At 57.0% G+C, this 24,378-nt stretch carries 14 protein-coding genes; 5 read left to right on the plus strand and 9 right to left on the minus strand.

The features are described 5' to 3' along the window. Window positions 1–47: 47 nt before the first annotated feature. Both malQ and malP read right to left on the minus strand, forming a co-directional pair. Window positions 48–2,138 carry a 4-alpha-glucanotransferase gene (malQ, locus tag SERS4_RS0123935; protein WP_017894305.1) on the minus strand — a complete coding sequence of 697 codons (2,091 nt, stop codon included), beginning with the start codon at window positions 2,136–2,138 and terminating at the stop codon, window positions 48–50. 9 nt (window positions 2,139–2,147) lie between these two features. Continuing rightward, a complete protein-coding gene (gene malP, locus SERS4_RS0123940) occupies window positions 2,148–4,553 on the minus strand; it encodes a maltodextrin phosphorylase (RefSeq protein WP_026142567.1) in 2,406 nt (801 codons plus the stop codon). A gap of 544 nt (window positions 4,554–5,097) precedes the next feature. On the opposite strand from malP, the gene malT reads away from it, so the two are divergent. From malT to SERS4_RS0123965, 4 genes are all read left to right on the plus strand, one after another. Then, the gene (gene malT / locus SERS4_RS0123945) at window positions 5,098–7,812 is read left to right on the plus strand and encodes an HTH-type transcriptional regulator MalT (protein ID WP_017894307.1); all 2,715 of its coding nucleotides are present in this window, start codon (window positions 5,098–5,100) and stop codon (window positions 7,810–7,812) included. 385 nt (window positions 7,813–8,197) lie between these two features. Continuing rightward, window positions 8,198–8,524 (plus strand): thiosulfate sulfurtransferase GlpE, encoded by a 327-nt coding sequence (glpE, locus tag SERS4_RS0123950; RefSeq protein WP_012147313.1) that lies wholly within the window; start codon window positions 8,198–8,200, stop codon window positions 8,522–8,524. 166 nt (window positions 8,525–8,690) lie between these two features. Beyond that, window positions 8,691–9,527, plus strand: coding sequence for a rhomboid family intramembrane serine protease GlpG (gene glpG, locus SERS4_RS0123960; protein ID WP_017894309.1), 837 nt, complete (start codon window positions 8,691–8,693; stop codon window positions 9,525–9,527). 36 nt (window positions 9,528–9,563) lie between these two features. Continuing rightward, a complete protein-coding gene (locus tag SERS4_RS0123965; protein ID WP_012147315.1) occupies window positions 9,564–10,322 on the plus strand; it encodes a DeoR/GlpR family transcriptional regulator in 759 nt (252 codons plus the stop codon). Window positions 10,323–10,525: 203 nt separating this feature from the next. Here the strand turns inward: SERS4_RS0123965 and SERS4_RS25875 are convergent, their stop codons facing one another. Beyond that, window positions 10,526–11,062, minus strand: a complete 537-nt coding sequence (locus SERS4_RS25875) for a virulence RhuM family protein (RefSeq protein ID WP_017894310.1) — start codon at window positions 11,060–11,062, stop codon at window positions 10,526–10,528. Between the two features lie 385 nt (window positions 11,063–11,447). On the opposite strand from SERS4_RS25875, the gene glpD reads away from it, so the two are divergent. Further along, window positions 11,448–12,956 carry a glycerol-3-phosphate dehydrogenase gene (glpD, locus tag SERS4_RS0123975; protein WP_017894311.1) on the plus strand — a complete coding sequence of 503 codons (1,509 nt, stop codon included), beginning with the start codon at window positions 11,448–11,450 and terminating at the stop codon, window positions 12,954–12,956. 43 nt (window positions 12,957–12,999) lie between these two features. Here the strand turns inward: glpD and glgP are convergent, their stop codons facing one another. The 6 genes from glgP to asd all read right to left on the minus strand — a co-directional run bounded on the left by glgP (window position 13,000) and on the right by asd (window position 24,172). After that, window positions 13,000–15,447 (minus strand): glycogen phosphorylase, encoded by a 2,448-nt coding sequence (gene glgP / locus SERS4_RS0123980; protein ID WP_012147318.1) that lies wholly within the window; start codon window positions 15,445–15,447, stop codon window positions 13,000–13,002. 91 nt (window positions 15,448–15,538) lie between these two features. Beyond that, entirely contained in the window at window positions 15,539–16,972 is a 1,434-nt protein-coding gene (gene glgA / locus SERS4_RS0123985; protein WP_012147319.1) for a glycogen synthase GlgA, read from the minus strand. A 140-nt stretch (window positions 16,973–17,112) separates the two neighbouring features. Then, on the minus strand, window positions 17,113–18,390 hold the full coding sequence (gene glgC / locus SERS4_RS0123990; RefSeq protein ID WP_012147320.1) for a glucose-1-phosphate adenylyltransferase: 1,278 nt from the start codon (window positions 18,388–18,390) through the stop codon (window positions 17,113–17,115). Window positions 18,391–18,402: 12 nt separating this feature from the next. Then, on the minus strand, window positions 18,403–20,388 hold the full coding sequence (gene glgX / locus SERS4_RS0123995) for a glycogen debranching protein GlgX (protein ID WP_017894312.1): 1,986 nt from the start codon (window positions 20,386–20,388) through the stop codon (window positions 18,403–18,405). Continuing rightward, on the minus strand, window positions 20,385–22,571 hold the full coding sequence (gene glgB / locus SERS4_RS0124000; RefSeq protein WP_026142568.1) for a 1,4-alpha-glucan branching protein GlgB: 2,187 nt from the start codon (window positions 22,569–22,571) through the stop codon (window positions 20,385–20,387). Before glgB ends, glgX begins: the two co-directional genes overlap by 4 nt. A 497-nt stretch (window positions 22,572–23,068) precedes the next feature. Next, window positions 23,069–24,172, minus strand: coding sequence for an aspartate-semialdehyde dehydrogenase (gene asd / locus SERS4_RS0124005; RefSeq protein ID WP_017894315.1), 1,104 nt, complete (start codon window positions 24,170–24,172; stop codon window positions 23,069–23,071). Window positions 24,173–24,378 lie beyond the last annotated feature (206 nt).

The following is a 24,378-nucleotide window of genomic DNA, read 5'->3' on the forward strand; positions in this document are numbered from 1 at the left end:
TAAAAAATGCCGGATTCGGTTTACCCAATCCGGCATTTTTAACTCAATTACCCTACCGATACCTTACGCCGCCGCTTGTCCAAATCCTTCAGTAAGCGGTTGACCTGTTGGTCGGCAAACATCTCCTCCAGCGTTTGGGTCAGTTTACGCCGCCAGTTAGGGTACTGACTGCTGGTACCGGGAATATTGACCGGATCCGCCATGTCCAGCCAGTCTTCCGGCTGCAGACCCAGCAACGCGCTGGCGCTGTCGGCAACGTAACGCTGCAAGCCCCGGTTAAGCAGCGGGCTCATATTCAACAATGCCGCCTTTTTGCCCACCTTCTGCGGCACACAACCATAGTGGTGCAGCCCGTCCAGCAACCCCTGCTTGGCACGTTCGCGGTCGGCAAACAGCCCTTTGAGGATCTCCGCATCCGGATACAACCCCAGTTGGTTGCCCAACTGCAGGTCACCACTTTGCCAATAGCCGCGCAGCGTCGGCAGATCGTGCGTGGTAATGGTCGCCATAGCCTGCACCGGATAGGCCTGCGGCGCGCGGAAATGGTTCTCACCGTCACGTTCGAAATACAGCACCTTATAGGAATAGACCCCGCTGTCGCGCAACTTCGCGACAATCTCAACCGGAACGGTACCGAGGTCTTCGCCAATCACCATACAGCGGTGGCGTTGGCTTTCCAGCGCCAGCACCGCCAACAGGTCATCCACCGGGTATTTCACATAGGCACCGTGAACCGCAGTTTCACCGTAGGGGATCCACCACAGGCGCAGCAACGCCATCACATGATCAATGCGCAATGCACCGCAGCTGGTCATATTGGCACGCAGCAGATCGATAAACGGCTGGTAGCCACGCGCCGTCATCACATGCGGGTCCATCGGCGGCAGGCCCCAGTTTTGTCCGAGCGGCCCCAGAATGTCCGGCGGCGCCCCCACCGAGGCTTTCAGACAATAAAGATCGCGCTCGCACCAGGTTTCCGCGCCCCCTTCTGCCACGCCGACCGCTAAATCCCGGTACAGGCCAATCGGCATCTGCTGTTGCTGACTCAGGCGGAAACAATCGGCGAACTGGCTGGCGGCCAGCCACTGCAGCCACAAGTAAAACTGCACCTGCTCCTGCTGCTGCTGACAAAATTGCTGCACCGCAGCGCTGTCGCCCTGTTGATATTGTTCAGGCCAGGCCGGCCAGCCCCACAGGCTGCTGTCAACGGCGGCCAAATGGGCATGCAGCGCATCAAAGGCCGCTTGTTGATACAGGCTTTCGCCACCGTCGAGAACAAACTGCTCAAATGCCTGACGCTGCTCGTCACCCGCTTTGCGCGCCTGGAACTGCGGGAACGCCAGCGTCAACGCTGCCAGCTTAAGCTGCGTCACCGTGCTGTAATCTACCAGTTCGCTGCTGCGCGCGGCGGCCAGTTTCTTTTGCGTGGCCGGTTTCAACCACCATCGCTGCGCGGCCTCGTTGCGCTGGAAATCCTCCACCGCGTTCACATCGATATAAATCACGTTCAGCCAGCGGCGCGATGACGGGCTGTACGGGCTGGCGCTTTCCGGGTTGGCAGGATACAGCGCATGGATCGGGTTCAAGCCAACGAAAGCACCGCCCCTTTCACCGACCTGCTCCACCATCTGGCGCAGATCGCCAAAGTCACCGATGCCCCAGTTACTGTCGGATCGCAGGGTATAAAGCTGGACGCAAGCGCCCCACAACTTCTTTCCGGTCAGCAAGGCATCCGGTTCAAAGCAGCGTTTCGGTGCCACGATCAGCCGGCACTGCCACTGCTGCTCGCCCTGTTTCAGCGTCAGTTGGTGATACCCCGGCGGTAACTCAACCGGCAGGGTAAAGGTTTTACGCGCACTGGCGCGCCCCTGTTGCTGGCCACCGTCTTCGCGCTGCAGCGTCCACAGATACTCGCCGCTCCCTGCCAGCGGCAACGCCACCGGCGCCCCCTGATAGAAGACCTTCACCGCCGGTAGTGGCAGTACTGCGGCCTCCTGCGGGGTCGTGCTGCGCCCCATGGCGTCCAGCAGTCGGCGCTTGGTGTCCTCAGCGATCGCCTGCTGTTGACCGTGGGCATTAATATAATCGGCAGCGATACCCGCCTGAGCTGCCGCCTGATCGATGACCTTGCGATCCATTCGCTCTCCTTAACGTTTGGCTTGCCAGATACGCTGTTGGTAGTCGCGGATCGAGCGATCCGAGCTGAACATACCGACCCGCGCGGTGTTAAGAATAGTACGGCGCGTCCACTCATCACGGTCACGATAGAGTTCATCTACCTGCTGTTGAGCTTTGCAATAAGAAGCAAAGTCCGCCAGCACCAAATAAGGGTCGCCACCTTCCAGCAGGCTGTGCAGCATCATGTCGAATGCATGCTTGTCGCCGTTGCTGAATGCGCCGCTCGCCAGTTCGTCCAGGATCGCCTTCAGGTGCTTGTCTTTCTTGCGATAGCTGAGCGGGTCATAGCCTTTTGCCAGCAGCGCCTTCACCTGATCCACGGTGTTACCGAAGATAAAGATATTGTCTTCGCCCACCTGCTCGGCGATTTCCACGTTGGCGCCATCCAGGGTGCCGACGGTCAGCGCGCCGTTCAACGCCAGCTTCATGTTGCCGGTACCAGAGGCTTCTTTGCCGGCGGTGGAGATCTGCTCGGAAATATCCGCCGCCGGGATCATCAGTTCAGCCACAGACACGCGGTAATCAGGAATAAACGCCACTTTCAGTCGATCCTTCACCAGCGGATCGTTGTTGATCTTTTCCGCCGCCTGGTTGATCGCGTAAATGATGTTCTTGGCCAGGTAGTAACCCGGTGCCGCTTTGGCGCCGAACAGGAACACCCGCGGCACGATATCCAACTGCGGGTTATCGCGCAGTTGGCGATACAGCGACAGAATGTGCAGCAGGTTCAAATGCTGGCGTTTGTATTCGTGCAGGCGTTTGATCTGTACATCGAAAATCGCGTCCGGATTGAGCGTCAGCCCCATCACGTCGTGCACATAGTTTGCCAACACGACTTTGTTATCGCGTTTGATTTGCTGATAACGCTGACGGAACGCCGCATCATCGGCGTATTTCTCCAGCCCTTTCAGGGCGTCGAGATCGTTGGCCCACTCCACCTTCAGCGTTTCGTCAATCAGCCCTGACAGCGCCGGGTTGCACTGTTTCAGCCAGCGGCGTGGCGTGATGCCATTGGTGACGTTATGGAATTTGTTGGGCCACAATTGGTGGTATTCCGGGAACAGATCCTTCACCACCAGATCGGAGTGCAACTGTGCCACGCCGTTGACCGCGAAGCCGCTGACCACGCACAGGTTAGCCATCCGCACCTGTTTATCATGATGCACTGCCAGCTTGGCCCACACCGCGTCGTCGCCCGGCCAGTGTTTATCCACCAGCTTTTTGAAGTTGGCGTTGATCTGCTTGATGATGGAGAAATGTCGCGGCAGCAGGCTGCGCACCAGCTTCTCATCCCAGCACTCCAGCGCTTCCGGCATCAGGGTATGGTTGGTGTAGGCGAAGGTTTTGCTGGTAATAGCCCAGGCGGCATCCCAGTCCAACTGGTGCTCATCGAGCAGAATGCGCAGCATTTCCGGAATGGCGATGGTCGGGTGAGTATCATTGAGCTGGATCACTTCGTACTTCGGCAGGTCTTCAATCTTGCGACCCGCCAAATGGTGCTTACGCAGAATATCCGCCACCGAACAGGCACACTGGAAGTATTGCTGCATCAGGCGCAGGCGCTTGCCCGCCTGGTGGTTATCATTCGGATACAGCACCTTGGTCAGCTTGGCAGCTTCCACGCCCTGCTTCTCCGCCTGCAGGAATTTGCCATCGTTGAAATCGCTCAGATCAAACGGATGCTGATGGGTGGCCTGCCACAGGCGTAGCGGCTGAGTCACGCCATTACGGAAGCCCAACACCGGCAGATCCCAGGCTTCACCGCGCAGAGTAAACTCAGGGCGCCACAGCTCGCGGCCATCGGCCAGTTTCTCCAGTTTACCGCCGATGCCGACATCCACCGACAGCGCCGCATTGTGGCGGAACCACGGGTAGCTTTCGCGCTGCCAGTTGTCCGGGGCTTCTTGCTGCTGGCCGCCGCTAAATGACTGACGGAACAACCCATACTGGTAATTTAGCCCGTAGCCGGTGGCCGGTTGTTCCACTGTGGCCATCGAGTCCAGGAAACAGGCCGCCAGACGCCCCAGCCCGCCATTGCCCAACGCCGGATCGGTTTCCTGCTCCAGCAGATCCGCCAGCTTGATATCCTGTTCCGCCAATGCCTGTTCGACGGTGTCGTACCAGCCCAGGTTAATCAGGTTGTTGGCCGTCAGGCGGCCAATCAGAAACTCCATCGAAATGTAGTTCACATGGCGCAGCGGCTTATTGCTTTTACGCGGCGCAGGCTGTGCAGCAAGCTGCTCGGCCAGTGCGCGGCTGACCGCTTCCCACCATTGGTGCTGGGTCATCTGTTGTGCAGAACTGAGGCCAAACTGTTGCCACTGACGGGTCAGTGCCGCCAGAAAAGCATCCTTTTTAAGCATAGGCTGTGACATAAGGAAAACTCTCTATCCAGTAAGTGGGTCAAATTACCGTTATCGTGCCGGGGAGAAAGTGTGAAGGCATCATCCCGCCTGGGGATTAGCTGGGGAGGAGGATTGGGGCGTAGCTAAAATTGTGATCTCAGGCACTTTTTGACTCCCTTGCATCATGCAAAAAAGCCCACCGACGAAGGCAGCGAGCACCGAGAATAAGGTGAAAACTTGTTCAATAACGTTAGCATAGTTATTGCAGCGGCTATAGTGCTGCACACAGCCGGAAATGCTTTTCTGCATCTGTGTCACCAAACCGTGCCACCACGCCGCTATTCCACAGGGATTTGCCTGCAAACGTAAAAAAGTGTGATCAATAGCAATTTAACTCCAAGCCAATGCTGAACCTTGTTGCAATACGTTTAACGTTGTCAGAAGTTAGGAGGGGGATTAATTACGAGCCATAAAATAATTAGCCTCACTCCGATCCCGGCAGGCGTCGCGATGAATAAAACGCCATCGGGCAGGCCTACGGCGGCGGGAACCGCGCTTTTCACTCTGGAATACTATGCTGATCCCATCAAAACTGAGCCGCCCGGTACGGCTGCAAAATACCGTGATCCGCGATCGCCTGTTGGCCAAACTGGCCAGCACGGCCAACTATCGCCTGACATTGGTCAATTGCCCTGCGGGATACGGAAAAACGACGCTGGTCGCACAATGGGCGGCCGGCAAATCAGATTTGGGCTGGTATTCGCTGGATGAAAGCGACAACCAGCCCGAGCGTTTCGCCAGCTATTTGATCGCCGCCCTGCAACTCGCCAGCGGCGGCCACTGCGTGAAGAGCGAGGCGCTGAGCCAAAAGCATCAGTACGCCAGCCTGTCGGCGCTGTTTGCCCAACTGTTTATCGAACTTTCCGACTGGCACCAACCGCTGTATCTGGTGATTGATGACTATCACCTGATCACCAATGATGTCATTCATGAAGCCATGCGCTTCTTCCTGCGCCACCAGCCGGAAAACCTGACGCTGATCCTGCTGTCCCGCACCCTGCCGCCGCTCGGCATTGCCAATTTGCGCGTGCGCGACCAACTGCTGGAAATGGGTACGCAACAGCTGGCATTTACCCATCAGGAAGCCAAACAGTTCTTCGACTGCCGCCTGGTGTCACCAATGGAATCGCAAGACAGCAGCCGCCTGTGCGATGAGGTTGAAGGTTGGGCCACCGCGCTGCAGTTGATCGCCCTGTCCGCCCGGCAGTCGACCTCCTCCGCCCAACAGTCCGCCAAGCGCCTGGCCGGGCTGAACGCCAGCCATCTGTCGGATTATTTGGTAGACGAAGTGCTGGATCACGTCGACGCCGAGGCGCGCGCCTTCCTGCTGCGCTGTTCGGTGCTGCGCTCGATGAATGATGCACTGATCGTACGTCTGACCGGCGAAGACAACGGCCAGCAACGGCTGGAAGAACTGGAACGTCAGGGGTTATTTATCCACCGTATGGACGACAGCGGTGAATGGTTCTGCTTCCATCCACTATTCGCCACTTTCCTGCGTCAACGCTGCCAATGGGAACTGGCGCTGGAACTGCCCGGCTTGCACCGTGCCGCCGCCGAAGGCTGGCTGGCATTGGGTTACCCGGCAGAGGCTATTCACCACGCGCTGGCCGCCAGCGACGTCAGCATGCTGCGCGACATCCTGCTGCAGCACGCCTGGTCGCTGTTTCATCACAGCGAATTGGCCTTGCTGGAAGAGTGTCTGAATGCGCTGCCGTATGAACGGCTGATCCAAAATCCCAAACTGGCGCTGCTGCAGGCCTGGCTAGCGCAAAGTCAGCACCGCTACAGCGAAGTGAACACCCTGCTGGAACGCGCCGAACAGGCGATGCGCGAGCAAAAAATTGAGGTCGATCGCACCCTGGAAGCCGAATTTGACGCCCTGCGCGCCCAGGTAGCGATCAACGCCGGTAAACCGGAAGAAGCCGAGCGCCTGGCGACCGAAGCGCTGAAGTTCCTGCCACTTTCCAGTTATTACAGCCGCATTGTCGCCACCTCGGTGACCGGTGAAGTCCACCACTGCAAGGGCGAACTGGCCCGTGCGCTGCCGATGATGCAGCAAACCGAGCAGATGGCGCGACGCCATCAGGCTTACCACTATGCGCTGTGGGCGCTGTTGCAGCAGAGCGAGATCCTGATTGCTCAGGGTTTCCTGCAGGCCGCCTTTGAGACACAGGACAAGGCGTTTGAACTGGTGCGCGAACAACATCTGGAACAGTTGCCGATGCATGAGTTCCTGCTGCGCATCCGTTCACAGATCCTGTGGTCATGGTCGCGGCTGGACGAAGCGGAAGACGCGGCGCGCGAAGGTCTGAAAATCCTGGCCAACTACCAGCCCCAGCAACAGTTGCAGTGCATCGCCATGCTGGCCAAGTGTTCTCTGGCCCGTGGCGATCTCGATAACGCCAATGCGCACATGCAGCGTTGCGAAGTGCTGCTGCACGGTACCCAGTACCATCGCGACTGGCTGACCAACGCCGACAAACCGCGGGTGATCCACTGGCAGATGACCGGTGATACTACCGCCGCTGCCCAATGGCTGCGCCAGACTGAAAAGCCGGGCATGGCGGATAACCACTTTATGCAGGGCCAGTGGCGCAACATTGCCCGGGTACAAATCATGCTGGGCCAGTATGAAGAGGCCGAAGTGGTATTGGATGAACTCAACGAAAACGCCCGACGCCTGCGGCTGGTCAGCGATCTGAACCGTAACCTGCTGCTCAGCAATCAACTTTACTGGCAGATGGAGCGCAAAAGCGACGCACAAAAGGTGCTGATGGAAGCGCTGTCACTGGCCAGTCGCACCGGATTTATCAGTCACTTCGTCATTGAAGGCGAGGCGATGGCGCAGCAGCTACGCCAACTGATCCAGCTCAATACGCTGCCGGAGCTGGAAAACCACCGCGCCCAACGTATCCTGCGCGACATCAATCAGCATCATCGGCATAAGTTTGCGCATTTTGACGAGAACTTCGTCGATAAGCTGCTAACTCATCCACAGGTGCCCGAGCTGATCCGCACCAGCCCGCTGACACAGCGCGAATGGCAGGTGCTGGGGCTGATTTATTCCGGTTACAGCAACGACCAGATCGCCGGCGAACTGGCAGTGGCCGCCACCACCATCAAAACCCATATTCGTAACCTGTACCAGAAGCTGGGTGTGGCCCACCGCCAGGAAGCAGTGCAGCAGGCACAACAGCTGCTGAAGATGATGGGATATGGCGCTTAACGGAAGTACTTTTGATGTGAAAAGATGGCCGCCAAGCGGCCATCTGGCTTACTTGCTTAAGGTGGCGGAAAAGCCCACAAATACTATATGCCTTTTATGCTGACCTGACACTTGACACTTCATGTCAAGCAGAACAAAATATGAACACTGAACCGTGCTTGCACTACATCTGAAGCAAACCTGCTGGAATGGCCGCTTACCGGACTAGCACGAAAACACCGCCCCCTCGGCGGTTTTTTTGTTTCTGTCCCTCAAGACATGCCTGTCAGCCCACAGGGTTAATTTAAAAATTTACGCCCCAAAAACCACAATATTGCTCTGGTCTTAATTGCCTCGGAGTTGGTTACAATAGCGACATTATCTAATTACGAGGCAGTCGGAAGTCATGGAACAGTTTGAAGCGATCAACGTTGAGCAGGCATACAGCCGTTGGAAAGACGGCAGCGCCGCCCTGGTTGATATCCGCGATCCACAGAGTTTTGAAGCCGGACACACGCCGGGCGCTTTTCATCTCACCAACGCCAGCCTGCAGACTTTTATGCAGCAGAATGATTTTGAACGGCCAGTGATGGTGATGTGCTACCACGGCAACAGCAGCCGCAGCGCGGCGCAATACCTGCTGCATCAGGGGTTTGACGCGGTATACAGCATCGACGGTGGCTTTGAGGCCTGGGCGCGTCAGTATCCGCAGGACGTTGAAACCTCCGCATAATCCTCTTCCCGCCCGCTGCGGCGGGTTCCTTCCTCGCGCCGTTAGTGAGTGTTTTTACTGGTTTTTCGCAGATCCTTTGCCTGCGCTCAGGATTTCGACGCTATAATCGGCCGTCAACGCCATCGGGTCACCGGCGGCTAAAATCATTCACTTAGACGGAAGAGCAATGGTTAGAGTAATCGCCGTATCCAATCCCCGCCTGGCGCAGGCCTTTGTCGACTACATGACGACACAGGGCATTGAGCTTAGGGTGCACAATACCGGCGAGGCGGCGGAAATCTGGCTGGCAGACGACAGCCATCTGGAGCAGGTGCAGCACGAACTGCAGCAGTTTCTGATCGACCCACTTAACAGTCGCTATCGCGCCGCCAGTTGGCAGGCCGGCAATACCGAAGCCGATCTGCACTATCAGGGTTTTTCCTATCTGCAAACCCTGCGCAGCAAGGCCGGGCCGCTGACGCTCGGCGTGATGGCGCTGTGCATTATGGTCTATATCCTGATGCAGATATTGGGCGATGATACCCTGATGTATTGGCTCTCCTGGCCGCAAGACAGCAGCCAGTTCCTGCAGCTGTGGCGCTGGGTCAGCCACGCTTTCCTCCATTTCTCACTGCTGCACATCACCTTTAACCTGCTGTGGTGGTGGTATCTCGGCGGCCCGCTGGAAAAACGCCTCGGCAGCGGCAAACTGTTCGTGCTGGCAGTGGTCTCGGCCTTCTTCAGCGGCTGGGCGCAGTCGCTGTTTAGCGGTGCGTTGTTCGGCGGCCTGTCCGGCGTGGTCTACGCTCTGATGGGTTACTGCTGGCTCAGCGGCGAGCGAGCACCGGAACGCGGTCTGATGCTGCCGCGCGGCCTGATGGTGTTTTCCGTCCTGTGGCTGGTGGCCGGATATTTCGATATTTTAGGAATGTCGATCGCTAACGCGGCACACGTAGCCGGTTTAGTGTTAGGGTTATTGATGGCATTTTGGGACACGCGTCATCGCGCGCATAACGAACAATAACAGCCAGGTACAAGCCAGGCGTTTTAGGGGATTACCGTGAAGCAAACACAGCGTCATGACGCTATTATCGAGCTGGTGCGCCTGCAGGGTTATGTCAGTACCGAAGAGCTGGTCGAACATTTTGACGTTAGCCCGCAAACAATTCGTCGTGATTTGAATGACCTGGCCGATCAGAACAAAATCCAACGCCACCACGGTGGGGCAGCCTTGCCTTCCAGTTCGGTCAATGCCGCCTACAACGATCGTAAAGTGATGTGGTCGGAACAGAAAGCGCGTATCGCTCAACGCGTCGCCAGCCAGATCCCGGACGGCGCCACGCTGTTTATCGACATCGGCACCACCCCGGAAGCGGTCGCCCATGCGCTGATGAATCACAAGAACCTGCGCGTGGTGACCAATAACCTGAACGTCGCCACTCTGCTGACCGCCAAGGAAGATTTCCGTCTGATCCTGGCCGGTGGTGAGGTACGTACCCGCGACGGCGGTATCATGGGTGAGGCCACGCTGGACTTTATCTCCCAGTTCCGTCTCGATTACGGCATTCTGGGTATCAGCGGCATCGATATGGACGGCTCGCTGCTTGAATTCGACTATCACGAAGTGCGCACCAAACGCGCAATTATCGAAAATTCACGCTGCGTGATGTTGGTCACCGACCATTCCAAATTCGGCCGCAACGCGATGGTTAACCTCGGCAATATGAGCCTGATCGACTACCTGTTTACCGATCAACTACCGCCGCCAAGCGTGATGAAAATCATCGAGCAGTACGACGTACAGCTGGAGTTGTGTTAAGCCCTTCTCTCGCATCTTCTCCTTTTGGATAAGGTGCTAGGGAGCATTTTTCCTGCTTAAGCGTTTTTCAAGCTGCTCAAGTTGTTCCAGTTCAATTCGGTCGGCCTCACGTGCATCAGTCATTTTTCTTTGCTGATCGAAGGATTCATAACGTTGGTGTACAACAGACTTCATCTGTTCACGACTTACGGAGCAACAGTGGCTCAACAGTGGCTGTTCATTAACCCAGTGTCTTTTTCGTTAGCTCTGTAATCTTCTGATAGCGTAAACAGATCGCGGATTTTTTGATAAAAGCGTAACTCGGAAGTGCGAATATCACGGATGCGCTCAAGAAGCTCGTCGAAGTAATCCCATTTGGGATCTTTCAGGCGTTCGTCATCCATAGCGAAGCCTTTGAGCATATATTCACCCAGCGTCCGAGTGGCCCATTGTCTGAACTGCGTACCACGAGTTGAGCGAACCCGATAACCCACAGAGATAATCATCGGTAAAGAGTACAGCAGCGTTAGGTACTCTTTACCGTCCGCCCCAGTTGTAAACTTGCGGTTTACAACTGCCCCTTCAGCCAGCTCTTTATCTGCGATCACCCCTTTTACATGTTTGCCAATATTCTGCTTACTGGTTTGGTAAAGTTCGGCCATTTCTAACTGCGTAAGCCATACCTGCCCCTCCAATGAACGTAGAATAAACTGAGATTTACCGTCTTCAGAAGTGTAGAGAATCAGATCATTATCAGACATTTTAGCCATCCTTGAGTTACAGCGTGATACGCTGTTTGCCGCTTCTGCATCTGTTTTTCCTGTTTTAATCCCGTGAACTTTCCTACATCCGACTTAGAAATATACTCTGACGATTCAAAAACTCTAGTATCTTGTAACCTCTAGATAGATAAGCATTTATTATTCATCTGGTTTATTAGTAGCTCGGTTAACACACTGCTCAGGGCAATGCTCGCAATGCCTAATACCCCTCCTTTTTGTATAACTACTATCATCAAACTGTTACCTCTATCACGCCTAAATGTTTTTGTTTGGTTAAGTCTTGGCTTGTTTGTTGGTTTTTGATTACAATCATGAGCGAAAACGAACATGAAAGAGCTATTTCGAACATCTGGAGGAAGTTGACGTGGAAACCAAAGACTTGATCGTTATCGGTGGCGGCATCAACGGTGCCGGCATCGCGGCCGATGCTGCCGGGCGCGGGCTGTCCGTTCTGCTACTGGAAGCGCAAGACTTGGCCTGTGCTACGTCTTCCGCCAGTTCCAAACTGATCCACGGCGGCCTGCGCTACCTGGAACACTACGAATTCCGTTTGGTGAGCGAAGCGCTGGCCGAGCGTGAAGTGTTGCTGCGACTGGCACCACACATCGCCTTCCCAATGCGTTTCCGTCTGCCGCATCAGCCGCACCTGCGCCCGGCCTGGATGATCCGTATCGGCCTGTTCCTGTACGATCACCTGGGGAAACGCACCAGTCTGCCAGGCAGCAAGGGTTTGCGCTTTGGACCAGAATCGGTGCTGAAGCCTGAATTGAAGCGCGGTTTCGAATATTCTGACTGCTGGGTCGACGATGCTCGCCTGGTGGTACTCAATGCCCAGGAAGTGGAAAAGCGCGGTGGCGAAGTGCGCACACGCACCAAAGTGACCCGTGCATGGCGTGAAAACGGCCTGTGGATGGTGGAAGCGGTCGACGTCGACAGTGGCAAAACCTTTACCTGGCGCGCCAAGGGCCTGGTGAACGCCACCGGTCCATGGGTGAAACACTTCTTCGACGATGGTCTGAAGCTGAAATCCCCTTATGGCATCCGTCTGATCAAAGGCAGCCACATCGTGGTACCGCGTGTACACGATCAGCCACAGTCCTATATTCTGCAAAACGAAGACCATCGTATCGTCTTCGTGATCCCATGGAATGACGAATTCTCGATCATCGGCACCACCGACGTGGAGTATCACGGCGATCCGAAAGATGTGAAGATCGACGATAACGAAATCAACTATCTGCTGAAAGTGTATAACGACCACTTCAAGAAGCAGTTGGGCCGTGACGATATCGTCTGGACATACTCTGGCGTGCGTCCGCTGTGCGACGACGAGTCCGATTCACCGCAGGCGGTGACCCGTGATTACACGCTGGACGTACATGACGAGCAGGGTAAAGCGCCGTTGCTTTCCGTATTCGGCGGCAAACTGACGACCTACCGCAAGCTGGCTGAGCATGCGATGGAAAAACTGGCGCACTACTACCCTGGTTGTGGCCCGGCGTGGACCAAAAACGGTTCGCTGCCAGGTGGTGACATCGGTGGCGATCGCGACAGCTACGCCGCAAAACTGCGCCGTGAACACAGCTGGTTGCCGGAATCCCTGGCACGCCGCTTTGCACGCACCTACGGCAGCCACAGCGAGCTGATCCTGGCCAATGCCAATAACCTCAGCGACCTGGGCGAAGATTTCGGTCATGGCCTGCATGAAGCCGAATTGCGCTACCTGATCGACAAAGAATGGGTGGTGGAACTCGATGACGCTATCTGGCGTCGTACCAAACTGGGTATGTGGCTGGATGAAGCGCAGCAGGCGCGGGTAAAAGCCTGGCTGGCAGAACACGCGAAAGCGAAAACCCTGTCACTGGCATCGTAACTCGCCAAAGCTAAAAAGGGCCGGATTTCCGGCCCTTTTGTATTTACAGCTTGATAGGCTTGATGTGCCAGATCTCGTCCGCATACTCCTGAATGGTGCGGTCGGAAGAGAAGTAGCCCATGTTGGCGATATTCAATATTGCCCGCCGCGTCCAGTCATCCTGATTGCGATACACCTCATCCACCTTGTCCTGCGTATCCACATAGCTGCGATAATCGGCCAGCAGTTGATAGTGATCGCCCAGGTTAACCAGTGAATCAAACAGGTTACTGTAGCGCTTTGGCTCCTCAGGGCTGAAAGCACCGGTGGCGATCTGAGTCAGCGCCTGATGCAGCTCGGGATCCTGCTCATAGTAAAGATGCGGGTTGTAACCGTTGCGCCGCAGCTCCTCAACCTGCTCGGCGGTATTGCCGAAGATAAAGATGTTCTCCTCCCCCACGTGTTCCAGCATCTCGACGTTGGCACCGTCCAGCGTGCCGATAGTCAGCGCACCGTTAAGCGCAAACTTCATATTACTGGTGCCGGACGCCTCGGTGCCCGCCAGTGAGATCTGCTCGGAAAGATCCGCCGCCGGAATGATCATCTGCGCCAGACTGACGCCGTAGTTCGGGATAAACACCACTTTCAACTGCGTATGCACGCGCGGATCGTTGTTGATCACCTTGGCGACATCGTTGATCAAGCGAATGATCTGCTTGGCGGCGTAATAAGCCGAGGCCGCCTTGCCGGCAAAGATCACCACCCGCGGCACCCGCTCGGTTTCCGGATCCTGCAGCAGACGGTTATACAGCGTGATCACGTGCAGTACGTTGAGCAACTGCCGCTTATATTCGTGGATACGCTTGATCTGTACGTCGAACAGCGCATCCGGGTTGACCACCACATTCAGCGTTTTGGCGATGTAGGTAGCCAGTCGCTCCTTGTTCTGCCGTTTGGCGGCCTGCACAGCCTGCAAGAAACTGGGGTAATCAACATTGGCCTTGATCTCGCTCAGTTGGCTGAGATCGGTGCGCCAGGTCTGGCCGATACTGTCATCGAGTACGGCGGATAACGGACGGTTAGCCAGCCCCAGCCAGCGGCGTGGCGTAACACCGTTGGTTTTATTGCAGAAGCGATCGGGGAAGATATGGGCAAAATCGGCAAACAACGATTGCACCATCAGTTCGGAATGCAGCGCAGAAACGCCGTTAACCTTGTGGCTGGCCACCACCGCCAGCCAGGCCATACGTACCCGGCGGCCATTGGTTTCATCAATGATAGACACTCGAGCCAGCAGGTCATTGTCTCCCGGCGCGACTTCCTGTACGTGTTTGAGGAAGTGATCGTTAATCTCGAAAATCAGCTGCAGGTGACGCGGCAGGATCCGGCCGATCATATCCAGCGGCCAGGTTTCCAGCGCTTCGCTCATCAGCGTGTGGTTGGTATAGGAGAACACCTTTTCCACCACGGCCCAGGCATCCAGCCAACTGAATTTATGCTCGTCGATTAACCTATGCATCAGTTCCGGGATCGACAGGACCGGGTGAGTGTCATTCAGGTGAATGGCAATCTTGTCTGCCAGGTTGTCGAAGCTTTTATGCATCGTCCAGTGGCGGTTGAGGATATCCTGCACCGTGGCCGACACCAGGAAATACTCCTGCCGCAGGCGAAGTTCGCGCCCGGAATAGGTGGAATCATCCGGATACAGCACGCGTGACACGTTCTCCGAGTGGTTTTTATCCTCAACGGCCGCGAAGTAATCGCCCTGGTTGAATTTACCCAGGTTGATTTCATTACTGGCCTGGGCGCTCCATAGCCGCAGCGTGTTGGTCGCATCGGTATCAAAACCGGGGATCACCTGATCGTAAGCGGTGGCAATAATCTCTTCGGTTTCTACCCAGCGTGCCTTGGCGCCTTCCTGTTGGATCCGCCCACCAAAACGCACCTTATAGCGCGTGTTGTGACGTGGGAATTCCCACGGGTTGCCATATTCCAGCCAGTAGTCCGGCGATTCCATCTGCTGACCGTTGACGATATTTTGTTTGAACATGCCGTATTCGTAACGAATACCGTAGCCACGTCCCGGCAACGCCAGCGTCGCCAGTGAGTCAAGGAAACAGGCCGCCAGCCGCCCCAGGCCACCGTTGCCGAGGCCCGGATCGTTCTCTTCCTCCAGCAGCTCGCCCAGGCTCATCCCCATCTCATTTAATGCGTCGTCAATATCCTGATAAATGCCCATCGACAGCAGGGCGTTGGACAACGTGCGGCCGATCAGGAACTCCATCGACAGGTAATACACCTGACGCACATCCTGTGAAAGTTGCGCACGGTTAGAACGTAACCAGCGTTCCACCATACGGTCGCGAACCGCAAACAGCACGGCATTCAGCCAGTCATGCTGGTTGGCAATTGCCGGGTCCTTGCCGACAATAAACATCAATTTATAGGCGATGGAGTGTTTCAGCGCTTCAACACTGACCGTGGGTGAGGTGTAACTAATCGGTAACGTCATAGTTTTTCGATCCCAAGTGCGTGATTGCCCGTCGCCTTTCAAGCCGCAGCCTTGTTACCTGCAGCTTGAAATTCATAGGGCATAACAATAGTTACGATAAGCGTTGATAAAGCGACAGATATTCCTGTGCCGCAACTTGCCAACCAAAATCCACGCTCATGGCGTGGCGCTGGACGTGACGCCAATGCTTGGGTCGGCTCCACAGCACCATGGCACGCCGAATGGCGTTACCCAGAGCGACGGCGTCGCAATCATCAAAAACAAACCCGCTGGCGCTGCCGTCGGCCAGGTTCTCCAACGCGCAGTCCACTACCGTATCTGCCAACCCACCGGTGCGGCGCACCAGCGGCAGCGTGCCGTATTTCAGGCCATAGAGTTGGGTCAGCCCGCAGGGCTCGAAACGGCTCGGCACCATAATCACATCGGCCCCGCCGATGATCCGGTGCGAGAAGGCCTCGTGGTAACCAATCTGCACGCCAACCTGTTCAGGGTAGTCGGCGGCCGCGGCCAGAAATGCCTGCTGCAACACCGCATCGCCGGCCCCTAACAGCGCCAGTTGACCGCCCTGCTCCAGCAGCGCCGGTAGCGCTTCCAGGACTAAATCCAGACCTTTCTGGCTGGTCAGACGGCTGACGACCGCAAACAGCGGCAGCGACTCATCCACTTTCAGCCCCATGGCTTTTTGCAGGTGCAGTTTATTCTTGGCCTTGTTTTTCAAATTGTCGGCGTCATAGCGCGCAGTCAGGCGCGGATCGTGGGACGGGTCCCAAATCTTGTCATCCACGCCGTTAAGAATGCCGCTAAGACGCCCCTGCCGCTGGCGTTCCTGCAACAGCCCTTCCATGCCGTAGCCGAACTCCGGCCGGGTGATCTCACGCGCATAGGTCGGGCTGACAGCGGTGATATGGTCGGCGTAGAACAGACCGGCCTTCAGGAATGACATCTGGCCGTAAAACTCCAGGCCATAGATGTTGAAGAACGAAGGCGGCAACCACAGTTCCGGCACGTGATGGGCGGAGAACAACCCCTGGTAGGCCAGGTTGTGCACGGTGAAAACAGAACGCGCCGGGTGGCCGTTAGCCGCCAGATAGGCGCAAGCCAGCCCGGCGTGCCAGTCATGGGCATGCACTACCTGTGGCCGCCAGTAGCGGTCCAGCCCCTTGGCCAGTTCGCAGGCCATCCAACCCAACAGGGCAAAGCGCCGGTGGTTGTCGGAATAGGCATTCATGGATTGGTCGTGGTAAGGGCTGCCGGGGCGTTCGTACAACCAGGGGGCGTCGATCAGGTAGATGCCCACACCGTGATAGGTGCCGTAACGCAGGCCGACCCGGCCGGCGAACGAGTCGATTTCCGCCACCAGCACGGAATCCGGTATGCCATTACGAACGTCAGGGAAAGCGGGCAATAACACCCGAACATCGCCGCCCTCGGCGATCTGAGCCGCCGGTAATGCGCCAACCACGTCTGCGAGCCCCCCGGTTTTCAACAGGGGGAACATTTCAGAACATACGTGTAAAACCTGCATTATCACTCCTGAGAGTCGGCAAAAAATGCCTCTGGATAAGAAATAAAGCAGGCTTGCCGCTGTTGTTAATCCGCGTTTTGCAAGCCATCAGTCAATCCGTTTACATGGCGGCAGGCTATCGTTCTGCCGGATACCTTAACTCACAATTTTGACAACATTTCGCGCGTGACCAACACAATGCCGCCTTCCGAGCGATAAAAGCGTTTGCTGTCCTCATCGGCGTTTTCGCCAATCACCATGCCCTCGGGGATATGGCAGGCGCGGTCAATGATGCAGCGTCGCAGACGGCAGGAACGGCCGACGTTAACGTCCGGCAACAATACAGTAGAGTCGATGGTGCAGAACGAGTTCACCCGCACCCGCGGGAACAGCACCGAATGCACCACCACCGAACCGGAGACAATACAGCCGCCGGACACCAGCGAGTTCATGGTCATGCCGTGGCTGCCGGAACGGTCCTGCACGAACTTGGCCGGCGGCAGCGGCTCCATATGGGTGCGGATCGGCCAGGCGCGGTCATACATATCCAGCTCCGGCGTGACCGAAGCCAAATCAAGGTTGGCGCGCCAGTAGGCTTCCAGCGTCCCCACGTCGCGCCAATACGGCGGCAACTCGGGGTTGGAGGTTACGCAGGACAGCGTGAACGGGTGCGCCCACGCCGCTTTCTGGGCGGTGATTTTCGGGATCAGATCCTTGCCGAAGTCATGGGTTGAGCCCGGTGTCGACATGTCCTCCTCCAGCAGTTGGAACAGGTAGTCGGCGTTAAAAATGTAGATCCCCATGCTGGCCAGCGACATATCAGGGTTACCTGGCATCGGCGGTGGGTTGCTGGGTTTCTCCAGAAATTCGAGGATCAGATCGTTCTCGTCCACTTCCATCACGCCGAACTCGCTGGCCTCATCGCGCGGCACCGGCAGGCAGGCAACGGTACACTGCGCGCCCTTTTCCACGTGATCGATCAGCATGCGCGAGTAATCCATTTTGTAGATATGATCGCCCGCCAGGATCACCACATATTCGGCGTCGTAACGGCGGATAATGTCCAGGTTCTGGTACACCGCATCCGCCGTGCCCTTGTACCAGTGCTCGGTACTGAGGCGTTGCTGGGCCGGCAGCAGATCGACAAACTCATTCATCTCTTCGTTGAGGAACGACCAGCCACGCTGAATATGCTGCACCAGGGTATGAGACTGGTATTGGGTGATCACACCGATGCGGCGGATCCCCGAGTTCAGGCAGTTCGACAGGGCAAAATCAATGATGCGGAATTTACCGCCAAAGTGGACGGCCGGCTTGGCACGGGTTGAGGTTAAATCTTTCAAACGCGAACCGCGGCCACCGGCCAAAATCAGGGCGACGGACTTAATCGGCAGTTGGCGTGCCAACATCAGGGGGTCTTTATTTTCAAACCTAACCATAGCTGACTCCTTTTATTTTTTCTTGACCAGCACGCAAATCGAGTGCGCAGCCTGGTTCCAGGCGGGTAAGACCGCCCGCGAATCTTCCTGAGTAAAGGGGGCGACAAGCTGCCAATCGCCGGCAGGCAACGTCATCTCCACCGCCTGCTGCGTGGCGTTCACTACCACCAGCCAGCGTTGTGACAGACAGATCTGCAACTGCAGATCTCCCTGCTCCCACTGTTGCGCGCTGAGCGATTGCCCCTGCGCGTTCAGCCACTGCACGTTACCGTCGCCCTCCTGCCACCAGCGGTCATGCTGCAGGGCGGGAATTTGTTGGCGCAGGTGGATCAGTGCGGCGGTGTAAGCGGTGAGTGAGTCATCCGCCGTGGCCCAGTCGAGCCAGGTGATAGCGTTGTCCTGACAATAGGCATTGTTGTTACCCTGCTGGCTGTGTCCATGTTCATCGCCGGCCAGCAGCATCGGCGTTCCCTGGGACAGCAATAACGTGGCAAGCAGTACCTGCCGGCTGGCCCTACGGCGTTGCACAATGGCGTCGTCGGCTATCGGGCCTTCAACACCGTGGTTGTTGCTAAAGTTACGGTCGCTGCCGTCGCGGTTACCTTCGCCGTTCAGTTGGTTGTGCTTACGGCTAAAGCTGACCAGATCCTGCAGGGTAAAACCGTCATGAGCGGTCAGCATGTTGATGCTGGCGTACGGCGCACGCCCGCGTTGGTTGAACAGGTCACTGGAAGCGGCAAAACGCTGGGCGAACTGACCGAGCGAAATATCGCCCTGCAGCCAGAAGCGGCGCATATCGTCCCGGTAATGGTCGTTCCACTCGGCAAAGCGCCCGGGAAACTCACCCACCTGATAGCCGCCGGGACCAATATCCCAGGGTTCGGCAATCAACTTGCAGCGCGACAGCAGGTCGTCGGCCAGCATCGCCTGGAACAGCGGCGCGTCGCGATCGAACGCTGGCGTGCGGCCGAGCACGCTACCCAGATCAAAGCGGAAGCCGTCTACGTGACACTCACCCACCCAAAAACGCAGGCAGTCCATCACCCAGGCCACGCCCTGTGGTTGATCAAGCCGCAGCGTGTTACCGCAGCCGGTATCGTTCACGTAACCTCCCTCGGGAGTGAGCCAGTAATAGCCCGGGTTATCGATGCCACGCAGCGACAGCGTCGGCCCGTCGGTATCCAGCTCGGCGCTGTGGTTGAATACCACGTCGAGGATCACTTCAATCCCGGCCTTATGCAGCGCCTTCACCGCGTCGCGGAATTCGCGCAGCGGCGTCATGTCGGTACGCAGGCTGGAGTAACGGTTATCCGGCGCATAGGGCGCCAGCACGTTATAGCCCCAGTAGTTAATCAACCCGAGGCGTTGCAGGCGCGGCTCGGAGCTGTGCTGCTGCACCGGCAGCAGTTCCAGCGCGGTAATGCCAAGGCGCTTGAAGTAGGCGATCATCACCGGATGCCCAAGTGCGGCAAAACTGCCACGCAGCACCTGCGGGATATCCGGGTGTTGCAGGGTCAGACCGCGCACATGCGCTTCGTAGATCACCGTTTTGCCCCACGGCGTGGCCGGCGGGCAATCATCCTGCCAGTCGTAGGCTTCGTCGATCACCACGCACTTTGGCATCAGCTCGGCGCTGTCATGCCGATCCGGCCGGTCATAGCCACCATGCAGGTAGGGGTCATCGGCCACCGGCCCCTCGACCGCGCGGGCGGCGGGATCCAGCAGCAGCTTATTGGGGTTAAAACGCAGCCCCTGCGCAGGATCAAACGGGCCATGCACCCGGTATCCATAACGCTGGCCCGGTTTGCCGCCCGGCAGATAACCGTGCCAAATATCACCGCTGCGCGTCGCCAGCGGCAGGCGAACTTCACGCTGTTGTTCGTCAAACAGGCACAGCTCCACCCCGGTAGCATGGGCGGAATATAGGCTAAAGTTGATGCCGTTACCGTCATAGTGCGCCCCGAGAGGCGCGGCGATGCCGGGCGTCAGCTCAGTCATTGCGCCTCCCGCAGCAGGTAGATGGTCGCCAGCGGCGGTACGGTCACGCTAATCGAATGCTCGCGGCCGTGGTTGCCAATCTGTTCGGACACCACGCGCCCCTGGTTGCCGGTATTGCTGCCGTGATAATGGTGTGAGTCGGTATTGAGGATTTCCCGGTACTCACCGGGGCGGGAAATACCGATGCGATAGTGGTGACGCGGCACCGGGGTAAAGTTGCTGACAGCGATCAGCTCATTGCCATGCGCATCATAGCGGGCGAAGGCAAACACCGAATTGTCATGGTCGTCCACCACCAGCCACTCAAAACCGTCCGGCCGGTAGTCACGCTCATACAACGGTGCCTGCTGTTGATAGCAATGGTTAAGATCGCGCACCAACCGCTGCACGCCGTGATGCCAGCCGTCCAGCCCTTCCAGCAGATGCCAGTCGAGGCTGCTGTCGAAATTCCATTCACGCCCCTGGGCGAACTCGCAGCCCATAAACAGCAGTTTTTTGCCCGGGTGCGCCCACATAAAACCGTAGTAGGCACGCAGGTTGGCAAACTTCTGCCAGGCGTCGCCGGGCATGCGGTCGAGAATCGATTTCTTGCCGTGCACCACTTCGTCATGGGAAATCGGCAGCACGAAGTTTTCGGTGTAGGCGTACAACATGCCGAAGGTCATCTGATTGTGATGATACTTGCGGTGTACCGGGTCGCATTGCATGTAGTTGAGCGTGTCGTGCATCCAACCCAGATTCCATTTGTAGTGGAACCCCAGCCCGTTAGATTCCGGCGGCAGCGTTACCCCTGGGTAATCGGTGGACTCTTCCGCCAGCGTCACCGCACCGGGCCGCTCCTTGCCGATGCTCTGGTTGGTGTAACGCAGGAAGGCAATGGCCTCCAGATTTTCGTTGCCACCGTAGTAGTTCGGTACCCATTCCCCTTCGGCACGGCTGTAATCGCGGTAGATCATCGAAGCCACCGCATCGACACGCAATGCGTCGATGCCATAGCGTTCCAACCAGTAAAGGGCATTACCCGCCAGATAGTTGCGTACCTCATGGCGGCCATAGTTGTAAATCAGGGTATTCCAGTCCTGATGGAAGCCTTCGCGCGGGTCGGCGTATTCATACAGCGCGGTGCCGTCGAAATTCGCCAGGCCATAGGCATCGCTGGGGAAATGCCCCGGCACCCAGTCCAGGATCACGTTGATGCCCGCCCGGTGCGCCGCCGCGACAAAATCTTTGAAGTCGGCCGGGGTACCGAAACGCCGGGTCGGGGCGTACAACCCCAACGGCTGATAGCCCCAGCTGCCGTCAAACGGATGCTCGTTAATCGGCAGCAGCTCGATATGGGTGAACCCCATGTCCTTGACGTAATCAATCAGCTGCACGGCCAGTTCGCCATAGCTGAGCCAGAAATTATCGTCGGTGTGACGCCGCCACGAGCCAAGATGCACCTCGTAGATCGAAATCGGTCGGTCAAAATCATTGGCCCGCTGGCGTTGCGGGGTGTTTTCCACCACCTCCGGCAACGGCGTCACCAGCGACGCGGTATCCGGCCGCATTTGCGCCTCGAAGGCGTAAGGATCGGCCTTCAACTGGGTATTGCCGTAGCAGTCTATAATTTCGTACTTGTACAATTGCCCGGCTTTCACCCCCGGCAGGAACAGCTCCCAAATCCCGTTTTCACGCCGCAGGCGCATCGGGTGGCGGCGGCCGTCCCAGAAGTTAAACTCGCCAACCACCGAGACGCGCTGGGCATTCGGCGCCCAGACGGCAAAACTGACGCCTTCGACGTCATCGAGCGTACTGAGATGGGCCCCCAGACGTTCATAAGGACGCAAATGGGTGCCTTCGGCCAGCAACCAACTGTCAATATCCTGCAGCAGGGTGCCGAAACGGTAGGGATCGTCGACGATCTGCTGATGATCCTGCCAGCGAACTTCGAATTGATAGCGGAACGGGGTTTTGCGACGCGGCACCGTAGCGCTGAAAAAGCCGCGCACATCATCGCAGTTTAGCTGCACCAGACGCCGGCCGGTTTGCTGCTCCAGCAGCCAGACTTCGCTGGCATCAGGCAATAGCGCACGCACCTGCAGGCCGTTATCGGCCGCATGCATACCCAGCAGAGAAAAGGGGTCGGCAGAATTGCCGGAGAAAAGCTGATCAATCACGTCACGATCGGGAAGTACAGGCATAGTCTTCTTCCTAAGATTAAGAGCATGATTTATAAGGGGCCGCGTAAGCTCATCGTCTTTCAGGTTGCAGCGAAATGGCTGCACCTTGAGATCCACAGGACGTAACGCTTAATCCATAGCCGTTTTGGTTATCATGCAATTCATTCGGTATCTAAAGCGTGATTGCGGTCGGTTATTGATCAATTCTCACCTTCCCGGCCCGAATTCCGCTCTTTATGCTTATTTTTAGCGCTGGTGAAAATGTATCCGCCAGCCCTTTAAGCATAGCCAATGCCGGTTAAAAACATTGCCCATTAGCAAGGAAAACTCTTCATTAAGAAAACTGCCAGCCTGACAGCGTCTTTGCGCTGCTGCCCGCGTGGAGAAGTGCTGATGACTTGTGTGCTTTTCCCCCTTTGCAGCGATTTGGTCCATAGCGCGCAGAAACGAAGAAAAAGGAAGAAAATAAGGCTTTTGGGGGCCAAAAGAGGTCAGCCCCCGGGAAGTACAGTTCAGGTTTACAGCAGGATGCGCAGCATGCGGCGCAGCGGCTCGGCTGCACCCCACAGCAACTGGTCACCCACGGTGAACGCAGACAGGTATTCCGGCCCCATATTCAGCTTGCGCAGGCGACCGACCGGAGTGTTCAGCGTCCCGGTGACCGCTGCCGGCGTCAGTTCACGCATGGTCAGTTCACGGTCGTTCGGGATCACCCGCACCCAGTCATTATGGGTCGCCAGCATTTGTTCGATTTCCGGCAGCGAAACGTCCTTTTTCAGCTTCAGGGTAAACGCCTGGCTATGGCAGCGCAGCGCGCCGACGCGCACGCACAGACCGTCGACCGGGATCACCAGGCCGCTGTTAAGGATTTTGTTGGTCTCCGCCTGACCTTTCCACTCTTCACGGCTCTGGCCGTTATCGAGCTGCTTGTCAATCCAGGGGATCAGGCTGCCGGCCAGCGGCACGCCAAAGTTATCGGTCGGCAGTTTGCCGCTGCGGGTGGCCTCAGTGACCTTACGTTCGATATCCAGGATCGCCGAAGCCGGGTCCTGCAGCTCTTTCGCCACGTCGGCGTGCAGCATGCCCATTTGGGTCAGCAGCTCACGCATGTGACGCGCGCCACCGCCGGAAGCCGCCTGATAGGTAGCCACGGACGCCCACTCCACCAGATCATTGGCGAACAGGCCGCCCAGCGACATCAGCATCAGGCTGACGGTGCAGTTACCGCCGACAAAGGTCTTGATGCCTTTATCCAGGCCCTGCTGAATCACGTCACGGTTGACCGGATCCAGGATGATGATCGCGTCATCCTTCATGCGCAGAGAAGAAGCCGCGTCGATCCAGTACCCCTGCCAGCCGGTTGCCCGCAGCTTTGGATAAATTTCGTTGGTATAATCGCCGCCCTGGCAGGTAATAATAATGTCGAGCGCGCTCAGCGCATCAACATCGTAAGCATCCTGCAGCGTGCCCTGCTGGCCGCCGAAGGTGGGTGCCGCCTGGCCGTGTTGCGAGGTGGAGAAAAAGACCGGGCGAATGGCGTCAAAATCACGCTCTTGTGTCATGCGTTGCATGAGTACGGAGCCGACCATTCCGCGCCAACCGATGAAACCAACGTTTTTCATAATGACTGTCCTGCCTTGGAGGATGACTGCTATAAGTTGTGTGCAATATCTCTCCACCTTACAAAATGTCGGCGCAGGCGCAAAGTGAATTTATTCGATGGGTGAGCGATTCTCAGCAATCCTTCTTATATACCTGGGGATGAGCCGGCTGGTCGCCTGGCTGTAACTTGAAAGTCATAGGGTATAGGTTATTAAGCGGTCGGGAT

The sequence above is a fragment of the Serratia sp. S4 genome (assembly GCF_000347995.1).
Taxonomy (GTDB): domain Bacteria; phylum Pseudomonadota; class Gammaproteobacteria; order Enterobacterales; family Enterobacteriaceae; genus Serratia; species Serratia quinivorans.